The sequence below is a fragment of the Filimonas effusa genome (assembly GCF_004118675.1).
GTDB lineage: Bacteria > Bacteroidota > Bacteroidia > Chitinophagales > Chitinophagaceae > Filimonas > Filimonas effusa.
Window position 1 is genome coordinate 432,694 of the sequence record NZ_SDHZ01000001.1, and the last position, 12,214, is coordinate 444,907.

Sequence of the window (12,214 nt, forward strand, 5' to 3'; positions counted from 1 at the left end):
GCCGTGTTTTTCGGAAGAAAATACCTCCCTTGTTTATACTTTCTTACAGCGCAGTTCGTTTTAACCGCACCGCTTTAATTCTAACTCCCTGGGTGCTGTTGGTCATCGTGGCTATAAAACCTATAGCAACCTCGGTACTTTGCTGCAATGTGAAAGAAATCGACTGGTCGGTATTGTTCATCGAATTATCGGTCATCTTTTTATAAGCCAGGCTGGTGGCATAATTCGCTACATCGGGTACAGTATTGCCCGCAGCAGCCACAATGTAGGCCGACTGTAATGTATAATCTATGTTTTGTACGGTAGTGATAAAATTATAATTGCCCGGAGGTAACACGAAGGTTTGGTACACCTTCCCGTTAACGATCTGTGGTGTTCCCCAGTATTCCATGGAAATAGTGCCATAGCCCGGAACATTATCGTAACCGCCGAAACCATCATGGTTTTTAACCGCGCTGTTAACAATCCAGTCGGCAAGGTTTCCCCACCTGCCGCCATTCATGGTAGATGCTGTCATGGGCGAACCTGCATTCTTGATATACGTATTCGTAACATCCTGTTGGATCGCAGGAAACGCATCATACTTGGTAGCGTAGAAGGTATCGATCGCTCCGCGTTTAGGTATGTACGATGAACGGTACTGAATGGTAGTGCCAGGAAGATAATCGTTTAAAGTGATTCGCGGGCTATCCGGGTGCAGGTAGGCTTTTTTTTCTACTCCGCCTGTAGCCGTATATTTTATTTCGGTAGTAATATTGATCGTATCCGGAACCAGGAAATTAAGCGTAACCGAATTCTCAGAGTTAACAACAGAAGGCGCTGCTATATTTACATAACGGTTCCTAAGACTTGCCTCATAAATACTGCCGTATACCGAGGCGTTGTTTACCTCTATGGCCACTGATTTGTTTCCCAGGTTGTCATAGGAATAAATAAAGAAAGAATACGCATATTCACTCAACCCCGTAATCATACATTTAACGGTATCTGTCGGAGCCTCTTTAGCGGCCTGCTTTACAACAGAATCCTGGAAGTTATTCCAGTATACCACATACTTGGTTATCGTTGGGTCGGGGCTGGGATTCCATTGCAGGAGCAGCCTGTTTTTGCCGGGTAGTACCTTCACATTCGATACCATACCGGGATATATGAGTTCTTTGTTTTCAAGAAAACTTCTGAAGTCATCTGCTTTCCTGTTGCACGACAGAAGCAATCCCGCAACTGTAATAAAACAGGTTAACTGGAATATGATAGATTTCATTTTTTAGGTTTTGATGTGATGAATCGTGATTATCTGACATCACCCCAGAAACTTAATTCTGTTATGTTGAAATAATTATTTGTTTCAGACCAGTTGCTCAGGCATTGAAAGCGCAGGTAGCGCACTTTCGGGAGCGAAAGATTGAAATTGAAACTGAAGCCGGCATCCCATAGCGCAAGATCGGAGGCAGTGTACTGCCCTGCACCTAATCCCGATGGTTTATCAGGACATACAAATGAGCCAAGATTGATCCATCCGTTCGGTGTCTTTTCTCCCACTGCAGGCATGCTCACCCCTGTAGGCATTACTTCGTTTACCGGCGTATCATTCCTTCCCCATATTACCCAGGTTTTGGGAGCACCCGCTGTCCATTGATAATAAACGCCATCATAGTCGAGACCCCTGTTCCAGATGGTATACCGGCTGAGTTTGGCTGACTGCCCCATATCAAAAGTGATAACTGCAGGCCAAACGAGCGGTGTTATGGGTTGGGTAGTGTGGTAGCCTGGTGTTTTGATATTGTTGTTCCATAAGTTGTTGATGGTCCATCCAAAGCCTGTAGGTGCATCCGATGGCAATACGTAAGCATTGAATTTCGATTTGGGTACCAGTGTTTCGTAAATAGGAGTAATGGTAGCAAAAGTAGTATCCGATATGTTACCCCATTGGTCTGTAAAGTAAACCCCAAATCGCCGGGCCAGCGTATCATAGCCTCTTACACTGAAATTGATGGAATCAAGGTCGGTATAGGTTTGTTGAACGATTTGCTGCTTGTCATAGCTATCTGTGGTGATGACAATGACACCTATACTCGCTTTGTCCGGGTTCTTACAAACGATATTTACACCGCCAAAATCTCTGTTGATTTTTACGGTAGGAACCAGCTTTAAATAGGGTGGCGTCTCGGGGTGTACCGTTACCACAACGGAGTCCGATTGTACGCTGGCCCTGGAAACGGTATGCAGGGTTACCTTGTAATCTTTGCTGAGTGCAAAACCGCTGACTTTAATAGTATCTGAGTAATAAGATGACTTGGTTTGCCGCTTTGTATTGTCATTGATATTATACTCAGCCTGCACATAAAGGATGTTGGAAGAAACGGGCAGCTTGTAGGTAATATAAGCGCCACCGCTGAAATTGCTGACTTTAACGTCGGTAACTATGCCGGGTTTGCTAAGATCGTCAGATACAATATCATTGTATCCGTCTTTTTTCTTGCAGGCCGCAAGAAAAAGGATCACCAGGGCCGCAAGTGTAAATAACGGTCTGTGTGTTGTCTGAAGTAATTTATTCATAAATGCGTTTATTTCATTTTATCGGGCAGGTGATTACCAGTAAAGGTTTTGGACGAGGTTCGGATTCACGATGAGATCATTCTCCTTGATAGGGAAAAAATAATCTTTCAAACTAAACACAGGCTGGAATACGAGGTTTAGCTGGTAATAGTTTTCCGCAGTCTTCTGGTAAATATTCCATCCCTGTACAGGTGTACTTAATACGGTCTGTAATTCTTTCCACCTCCTTAAATCCCATCCGCTTTGCCCTTCAAAAGCAAGTTCTATCCTGCGTTCCTGGTGTATGATCTGCCGGAAACCTTCCTTGGTTGTGTATTTACCGGGATTGTTGGAATAGGATGTCCATGCGTCCTGGATGGTTTTGAGTCCTGCTCTTGCGCGCACTTTATTCACCCAGAGGTACGCATCGGAAGAAGGACCATGCACTTCATTCATGCATTCTGCATACAGCAGCCAGAGGCCTGTTAACCGCATAAACGGCCACGAGTAATTCTGAATTACGGAATTGGAACTATAGGTGGTCTGATAAGGAACAAGTTTGCGCGGCCAGTAGCCTGTTGCATTGAACCTGAGTTTGTCAGGAGGGTAGGCATACCCGTTGATGGCATTAACATAATTGGATATCCTGTCATCTGTAACACCGGAGCCAAACCAGAGACTGCCGTTGAATGCAACGTCGGCATAGTACCTGCGTTCCCTGCTGAAGTTGCCTTTGGCTGTAGGAAATCCGAGCTTCAGGTAGCTCATATGTGCTGAATCGCCATATTGAATCTTATACCTACCCTGGTAGTCCCAGGTTTTGTCTTCATTGATGGGTACGCCATTGCTGGTGTAGAATAGTTCAGACATCGCTAAAGGAACGGCAAAATGTGAGCTGATGCCAAATAGCTGAGTGGCCGCATCGGCAGATACAACCGGTGTACACATGTTCTGAAAGCCAAAGTATGGGTTGAGCGTCCATATCTGCTCTGTATTCCAGCTATCAGTAACAGTGCCTTGCAGGGCCAGTAATTCCCGCGTACTGTCGCTTAAGTGTACAATATTACCGGGCGTTCTGAATTGGTAAAGAGAAATACCTGCTTTGTCGGCGGCATCTACAGCTACTTCACAGGCAGTGAGTGCCTTCTCCCATTTGCTGGCATCGTAGGCGCTGGAAAATAGCGCAGTGCCATTTTTGTTTTTTAACGATGTTACATCGGGATTGCCGTTAAACAGGGGGCTGGCTTGCGTTGCCAGAACTTCTGCTTTTACGCATAAAGCAATGACAGATGTTATACGACCCGCTTCCGAGGCCGATTCCTGGATAACAGACGGCAGATCGACGCTTGCCTCATCAATGAGTTTGGTCACATAGCTGAACACGGAATCAACTGGCTGGCGCGAAACCCTTACTTGTTCCGTAGAAGCATCGATAGGCATCGTTACGTCCATGATAGGAATAGGACCATACATGCGAAGCAGCCAGTAGTGATAATAGGCCTTAAGAAACTTTGCTTCGGCAATCATCCTTACTTTCTTGAATCCCGGCAGGTCTAAAGGTTTATTGACATTCTCTAGAAAGATATTGCAGCGTCTTATTGCTTGCCACATATTCTTTCCCTGGTTTTCACCATCCCAGAAGTTTTGAATAGGAGAGAGGCGGTTCTGTAACCCACGCATGATCCTGAACCCTGCATTTCCGCCAGCGCCTCCCAGCATGTTTTCATCAGACAGGGGAAAAGGATACATGATTTCCGCTGATCCCGTAAATCCTGCATTACCGCGGATATCCGCAAGGGACTGCAGTGTTGAGTAACAACCAAACAGGTAAGCGGTTGTCTCATTGGCATTGGCAAAAGCACTTTCCAGAGTGGCGATGTCGTCGGGTACTACATCCAGGTATTTGCGACAGGAAGTTATATCGGATAATATAACTACGGCCGCTATTATTGATATTATTTTCTTCATAATGGCAGTTTTTAGAAATTAAGGTTAATTCCTATGTTATAAACCTTTTGTACCGGGTAGTTGAAGGCATTGCCCCCCAGCTCCGGATCCCACAGCTTGAAGCTGCTGAAGGTAGCCAGGTTGAGGCCGGAGAAATAAATGCGCATGTTGGTGAAATAAATGCGGTCCAGTAGCTTTTTAGGCAGTGTATAACCAATCTCAAGCGACTTTAATCTCAGGAAAGAACCGTTGCGTAGCCACCAGGAACTGATCTGTTCATTATTGGAATTATGGAACGATGATAACCGCGGCCAGAGTGCATATAGGTTTTGATTTTCTTCAGACCAATGATCATTTGCATACGCTTTTAGGAGCTGAGCGTTATCCGCAAAGGGAGCAGTAGAGTAAGGGTCGATATAAAATGATTCCCGCGCCAGGCCCTGGAAGAAAGCCGACAGGTCAAAGTTCTTCCAGCCCGATGAGAATCCGAAGCCATAGATGATCTGGGGACTGGTGGGTAATCCCATGGGAACCTGGTCGTGCTCATCAATGAGCCCGTCTTTGTTTACATCGCGGTATTTGATATCTCCGCCTGAAGGCAGTGCGCCGCCAAACAACTGTTTCGGTGAATTCGCTGCTTCCTTATCATCAACAAATAGCCTTTCTGCAATATAGCCCCAGCGAACATTGATGGGCTGTCCGGCGAGGTAACGCCAGGAGTCACCATACTCGGGTTCTTCATACCTGCCATACCTGCTCGCGGAAATGGTGAGGTTGGCCCTGGCAGATAACCACAGAGATTTGGAGATGTTGTGTTTATAGTCCATGCTCAGGTCAAAACCTTTGGCATAAGCTGTTCCCAGGTTGGCACTTACGGGTGCTTCCAGTCCGCTCGTGCTAGGTATCGATGCCCGGTTCATCAATATGTTATACCTGTATTCATGATAAATCTCGGCAACGATATTCAGGTTCTTCATGAAGGTCATTTCAAGCGCAAGGTTGGCTTTACGTGCAGTTTCCCATGTCACGCCGGGGTTGGGATAATTGGCGATGGCTGCGCCGTTAAGTGTATTGCCGTTGGTGGTTCCAAAGGTGGCGCCGGGCCCGCCGCCAATGTTGACATTAGACATGTAGAAGAATCGCTGACTCCCTATCTGGTCGTTCCCAACCAAACCGTAGCTGCCTCTTAATTTCATGCGGGTAATGATCTCTGATATCCTGCCGTTCCAGAAACGTTCGTTCGAGATAACCCAGCCTGCACCTACAGTAGGAAATAAGCCCCATCGGTGTTGTGTCGAAAAGCGCTCCGATGCATTATAGCCAAAATTGAATTCAGCAAAATAACGGTTGTCGAAAGAATAGGTCGTTCGTCCCGCTACGCCGATATTACGATAGGGCAAAGAGTTCTGTAGTGTAACCTCATTAGCATTGAGGCGTTGTTCCCTCGTACTTTGCAGCGATGCATTGATCCTGTGTTTGCCGATGTTCACGTTGTAGTCAAGCGCTCCCAGCATATAAAGGTAAGTAGTGATGGTTTTCACACCTGGATAATAGCTGAGGTATTCCTGGGCAGCTCCTTGCGCGCTGTTCAGCCATTGTAGTGTATAAACATCTGTCTTGGGCTCATAACTGCCTATGTTGTAGTAGAACGGCTTGTAAGAACGGGTGAGATCAAAATAGGAATACCTGTTGGTGCTGAATAACCCTCGGAAAGAAAGTCCTTTCAGCAGGAAACCAAAATTCTGGTTTACCTCAAACTGCGCGGAAATCCTGGACTCCGCAAAGTTCTTATAGCCATACATCAAATCAGCATAGGGATTTGATGTAAGTGCGTTGCTTGTGTTCAGCGTATTCCCGAACAGTATATGTTTGGTAAGCATGTTGGCGCTGTCGGGTTGGTAAAACGCAGGAAACATGACCGGGCTTGTATGCAAAGCTTTGGAATAAAGATCAGTTGCCAGCCCGTTAGAGGCATTGGTGATCGGTCCCGTATAGTCATTGAAATTACCCCATAACCTTACCACCGCTTCGGTTGTCTTGGTAAGCTTTACATTGACATTAGACCTGAGCTGGTAGTTTTCAAACTTCATCCCGGAATTGAAATTGTTCACCGGGTTTACCTGCAAAATGCCATTGTCGCGGCTGTAAGATCCTGCTATGTAGTAACGCGCAAGGTCGTTACCTCCACTAACGCTGAAGTCCGCCCGCTGTGTGGTTGTTTGCTTTTTAAACAGAACAGACATCCAGTCAACAGCAGGATAAACGTAAGGATTATATCCTGCGGTTTTATTCATGGTGTTTTGCGTGTTCAGTATCTGGTTAGGGGTGAACATCGGAGTACTGAGTGGGTTGCGTGTAGTGATACCTTCGTTAAAAAGCTTCATATAGGTTACTGGGTCGGCTAGCTCTACATTGCGGGTAGGTTTAGAAATAGCCTGTTCTACACGTATATTCACCTTGGCACGCCCAGCCTGTCCCGACTTGGTAGTTACAAGGATGACACCGTTAGCACCTCTGGCACCATATAAAGCTGCTGCACTGGCGTCCTTCAAAATGGAAAAGCTTGCGATATCATCAACCTGTAAACGGGCAAGATCCGAAGCCGATAATTCTATATTGTCAATGAGTATCAGCGGGCTCGCACTGTAACCGAATGTAGTAACGCCTCTCACGAAAAAAGAAGCATTGTCCACGCCGGGTTGCCCGCTCCGCTGGTAAGCAATAACGCCCGCTACTTGTCCCGCAAGCGCATTGGTAAGATTGCTGGAAGGTACTTTCAGATTGCCAGGCTCTATCGTCGTAACTGAACCTACAACGGCTTCTTTTCGTTGCCGTCGCCCAAAGGCGGTAACAACAATATCTTCGCCACCCGATATAGTCGGAATAAGTCTCACGGTGATGTTACTCGTCTTATTCCCGGTGAGGATAGTCTGTTCCTCGTAGCCAATAAAAGATACTCTGATACTGTCGCCGGCGTTTACAGATAAAACAAACCGGCCGTTTTGATCAGTAGAAGTGCTTGTAATAACCTTACCAAGTGTACTGATGGTGGCACCTAAAAGAGGTTTCCCCATCGAGTCTGTCACCATTCCCGTAACGAGCTGCTTGTTTGCCCCGGGAGCTTTGGTTTGTGAGAATAATTTAATGGCACATGGAAACAGTAGTAGTGCCAGTAGCGTGCATTTAAGGGAATGTTTGATAGCCGCTACGCTTAAACATAGCTTAATTGGTTTCATAATGACAGTTAATTAGCGAATAACTCATGTTCCAATGCAGGGTTAACATGGTAATTCATTTTTGCAAATCGTGTTTAATTAATGATGAGTGCCCCCTTGCTTAATCTATTCTTTCCCGTCGTAATATTCCTTCTTTGTTTGTGTTCTGTCCGCGGCAAAGCGTCGTTTCAAAAAATGCCCTGTCAGGAATAACCGGGCCCTTGCTTACTGCGTATGAAAGAAACTTGCCGCTGTATATGAATGTTGATTTAATGTCTTTCTCCTATCCCCTCATGGGTAGGTGTTACTTCCTCGATAAACCCGTCTTCTGTAAAGGTCATCCGGTCAATACATACCTCCCTGTTATATCCTGCCGCTTCTCCCCAGTGAATGCCTTTGGGATAATTAAAACGGTGATAAACGATGTACCATTCATCTGTACCGGGAATGTTTAATACGGAGTTATGGCCTGTACCATAAATGCCTTTGCTGCTATTCTTTGTGATGACGCTGTTATGTTTTGGTATCGTAATTTTTCCCAGCGGCGATGTCGAATAACCATAACGTACCCCATAGTCCGCATCGCGGGTATCATTCTCCGACCAAAGAAAATAGTAACGTCCGTTTCTATAAAAGACATAAACGCCTTCCCGGAAGCTGTTGTCAGGTGTCATAACTACGGTACTGTCTTTCAGGCTGGTCATATCGCTGTTGAGTTCAGCGCCTGCCATATATCCATTTCCCCAGTACAGATAAGATTTGCCTGAAACCGGGTCTGTAAATACGTCTGGGTCAATCTGCTGACCACCCTTGACACCTGCAGGCAGGTCTTTTACCAGCGGCCTGCCTATATCCTGGAAGGGACCGGCTGGATCGCTGGCAACTGCTACACCTATTTTCTGAGCAGCACAGAAATAATAAAAATACCTGTATACGCCGTTGATCTTTTTTTCCTCGATGCAGGGAGCCCAGGCATTCCTGTCTGCCCATGAAACATCTTTGCCCAGTTTTAGTATGGTTCCTTCATCTTTCCAATGCACGAGATCCGGAGAAGAGAATGCTTTAAAATAATTTCCCGACCAGCCCGTGAAGCCATCGCTGGTAGGATAAATGTAGTATCGTCCTGTTTTCTGCGCATACAATACTTCAGGATCGGCATAAAAACCATTTAAAACAGGGTTGTTATAGTGTGTTGCCTTAACCGTAAATCTAACTGGTTGCTGCCCTTTGATACTGATTTTATACGATACCGGGCCTTTTGAAAAATCCTGGAAACCTGCGGGGTTGATAGTCGCTCCGGGAAGTTGGAGAAACTCGGGGTTGAAGTGGCTGGCTTTTGTATCCGGCTTCAGTGGTAGCATTAGTACCGCGTTGGAGGTATCGAAGAATATATTGGCCGTTTTAATTGTTTTGGACAGGGGATTCGATAGAATGCTTTTGCTGCTTAACCAGCGGGAAGTTAGTTTTTCTGCCTCACCGGCCGTTATGGGAATAACTGTGCCGTGACGTGGATGAAAATCCATAAACACCTGCTGGTCGGCCAGCTCAAATTTCTTTAGGTCTTTACTGAAAGTAAATTGGTATTTCCCGGAGCTGTACATGTCGTACATAAGAATATATCCTGATCCATCATTTAGTGGAAAAACAGAAGACCCTTCCACGGCTTGATCGGTTTGTTGCAGGTAATCATCCTGGAGTACATATCCGCTTGTTAGCGTTGATGAGATAGCTTGCTTTATGCCGCTTCCTTTTCCTTCGGTTTTAACGAATAAGTGAAATTGACCATTTTTTTCAATAATATCAGCGTCGATACAAAATGTGTCGCCATTTCGGAACAGTAGCCTGGGTGGGGTCTCAAGCGCTGTGAAATCTTTGTTGGCGTAGGCATACATGATTTGGTCCGGTCCGTTGTCGTATTTCATAGACCAATAAATCATGTATTTGTTTGCTTTTCTGTCATAAATTGTTTGTGGCGCCCAAACTCTTTCCAGTTGTTCTTTCCGGGGATATTGCTTTTCGATGTTCACCACAGCATGACTCCAATGAATAAGGTCTGTCGATTTAAGAAGTACCATTGCGCGGTTGGAATTCCACCCTTTCGCCGATACCATATCTGTAGCTACCATGTAAAAGGTTTTGCCATCTTCTCCTCTTAGGATATGAGGATCACGGATACCGCCGGTAGAACTAATGGAATCGGATGCAATAACAGGCTTATTGTTGTTGAGTGCTATATATTTATATCCGTCTGTACTGAGTGCAAAGTGTACTGCTTCTTCAGCTTTTTCATTGCCTGTAAAATAGACGAATAAATAGGCATTATAAGACCTGTTGGTAATGCGCTGAGCCTGGCTTATCAGGTAGCTGAAAGGAATGATGAACAGGCACAGCAGGTATTTCAACAATTTGTTCATTGAGTTTTATATCAGTTCGTTATTGATGATGTTGCCTGCAGATCAAATATTTTTTCCATTTTAACCCATTTTTCACCGATAGCCGCCCAGGGAAGTGGCTGCTGGTATTGCCACATTAAATTTTCCCAACGTTGTACAATGGGATTAGTGGCATCCATATCCTCTTTTTTTCGTGGATCAAAATCATCGTCTGCCTCCACAATCATGAATAAGCGATTCCCGACTCTGTAAATTTCCATTCGGGTAATGCCCGATCCGGTGATGCTTTCGTTTATCTCAGGCCATGAATTTTCGCTGCGATGCCAGCGCTCATATTCTTCTATCAAATTATCGTCATCTTTCAAATCGGCAGCGTAACAAAATCTTTGCATATAATACCCTTTAATTCTATATTCCTGATGTGTCCGAAGGCGCCGGCATTGCTCCATCTGTTGTTTGCAGGTTGACCGGCGCCTTCAGACGAAGTGCTATTAATTAATAATTTGGATTCTGTGTCAGGTTTTTATTGATATCTCTTTCTGATTGCGGCACCGGCCAGAGTTCATTTTTGCCTGTAACGAAATTCCTTTTCTGATAGATAAAGAACCCGTTTGCATCAACAGGATAATCCGTATAAGTCGAAGGACTATTGGTTAACTTCATGCCGGTAAACTGCCGGTTCAGCTCTGTTGCGGCAGTGCCCCAGCGGAGTATGTCGAAATAGTGAATGCCTTCAAAAGCAAGTTCCGCTACTCTTTCCCGCCTTACAATCGGGCGGAGTGTGGCAGCACTGGTTGCCGTTACGGCGGGCATGTTTACCGTAGCCCTGCCTCTTACTTTGTTGATGGTTTGATCGAGAAGTGCCTGGTCAATCGCATCACCCGCTTCCATCTTACATTCAAGATAACTGAGCAGTACTTCTGCATACCTGATAAGTGTAAAGTTGCCACCATAATTCATCAGGTTGCCGGAGAAACTACTATCCATGAATTTGTTGATACAATAGCCGCTCCAGTTGTATTTATTCATTCTGTCGGGAGAACTGGATCCCGGAGTGGATACGAACAGTGTTCCTTTAAAGGTTGTCCGGTTATTGATCATCACGGTATAATCCATTCTCGGATCTCTGTTGTCATATGGAGTATTGGAATTGTAAAGCGGTGATGCCTGAATTGTTTGCCCGTCTTTACATTCAAAAGTCTGAACTAATTCATTGTAAACGGAGAACTGGTGCCAGCCACCCCAGGTTTCTGGATATAGGTATTGTAGTAGTACATGACCATAGGTATCTTCCAGGAACTGCGCCGCCAGTATAATTTCATTGCTGTTTTCACCTGTTTGCATGAATAATTGCCTGAAGCCTGCCTGGTCAATACTATAGGCGCCACCATCGATAACTTTTTTATACGTGGCCGCTGCCGCTGCCCATTTTTTCCCGGCCATCTGCACTCTGCCTAATATTGCCAGGGCGGCACCTGCACAAATCCTTCCGCGTTCTGCACTTACCCGCGTTACAGGAAGATTGGGATAACTCTCGGTAAGTTCCTTCTCCACAAAAGCCCATACTTCAGCCTGGGGGGTACGGCTTATAGAATTTGCTTCAGCGATGCTCAGCACGCGTGTTGGCATTGGCACAGCACCATAGTAAAGAGCAAGATTGAATAATTCGTAAGCCCTTATCGTACGAACTTCTGCAGTCAGCATCGCCTTTTTGTTATCATTCATCGTAATGTTTGCAATGTTGCCCAGGAAATTATTGCAGGTGGCGATCTTGTTATAGGCATTACCCCAGTAGGCGCCTGCTACCCAATAGGATGGTGTTAAGGTGCCGTCGGTCATATGATCCGGGATCAGTTCCTTTTCAGAACCCAAACCGGCCATCAGGTCAAGATAAAGTACGCCTCTCGGCATCCAGAAACTTTCTCCGGCCCATCCGGCTCCTATATTGTAACATCCCGTGAGAGCCAGGTCTGCGTCTTTTTCTGTTTTCCAGAAAGTGGCGTCCGATATGGCATCCAGTGGCTGCTTGTCGAAATAGTCTTTGCTACAGCCTGTTAATATCGTAGCAGCAATGGCAAAAGAGGCGAATAGCTGCTTGTTTATAATTGACTTTTTCACTTGATT

At 45.5% G+C, this 12,214-nt stretch carries 7 protein-coding genes; all 7 read right to left on the minus strand.

Annotated elements, in window-relative coordinates; all coding sequences use genetic code 11:
* Nucleotides 1-43 precede the first annotated feature (43 nt).
* Entirely contained in the window at nucleotides 44-1,261 is a 1,218-nt protein-coding gene (locus tag ESB13_RS01540) for a DUF4998 domain-containing protein (RefSeq protein ID WP_129001278.1), read from the minus strand.
* Nucleotides 1,262-1,290: 29 nt separating this feature from the next.
* Nucleotides 1,291-2,556 carry a DUF5000 domain-containing lipoprotein gene (locus tag ESB13_RS01545; RefSeq protein ID WP_129001279.1) on the minus strand — a complete coding sequence of 422 codons (1,266 nt, stop codon included), beginning with the start codon at nucleotides 2,554-2,556 and terminating at the stop codon, nucleotides 1,291-1,293.
* Between the two features lie 33 nt (nucleotides 2,557-2,589).
* Entirely contained in the window at nucleotides 2,590-4,503 is a 1,914-nt protein-coding gene (locus tag ESB13_RS01550) for a RagB/SusD family nutrient uptake outer membrane protein (RefSeq protein ID WP_129001280.1), read from the minus strand.
* An 11-nt stretch (nucleotides 4,504-4,514) separates the two neighbouring features.
* Nucleotides 4,515-7,718 carry a SusC/RagA family TonB-linked outer membrane protein gene (locus tag ESB13_RS01555; RefSeq protein WP_129001281.1) on the minus strand — a complete coding sequence of 1,068 codons (3,204 nt, stop codon included), beginning with the start codon at nucleotides 7,716-7,718 and terminating at the stop codon, nucleotides 4,515-4,517.
* A 248-nt stretch (nucleotides 7,719-7,966) separates the two neighbouring features.
* Complete coding sequence (locus ESB13_RS01560) at nucleotides 7,967-10,111, minus strand: family 43 glycosylhydrolase (RefSeq protein ID WP_129001282.1); 2,145 nt, start codon at nucleotides 10,109-10,111, stop codon at nucleotides 7,967-7,969.
* 11 nt (nucleotides 10,112-10,122) lie between these two features.
* Complete coding sequence (locus ESB13_RS01565) at nucleotides 10,123-10,482, minus strand: L-rhamnose mutarotase (RefSeq protein WP_129001283.1); 360 nt, start codon at nucleotides 10,480-10,482, stop codon at nucleotides 10,123-10,125.
* Nucleotides 10,483-10,585: 103 nt separating this feature from the next.
* Nucleotides 10,586-12,208, minus strand: coding sequence for a RagB/SusD family nutrient uptake outer membrane protein (locus ESB13_RS01570; protein WP_129001284.1), 1,623 nt, complete (start codon nucleotides 12,206-12,208; stop codon nucleotides 10,586-10,588).
* Between the last annotated feature and the right edge of the window lie 6 nt (nucleotides 12,209-12,214).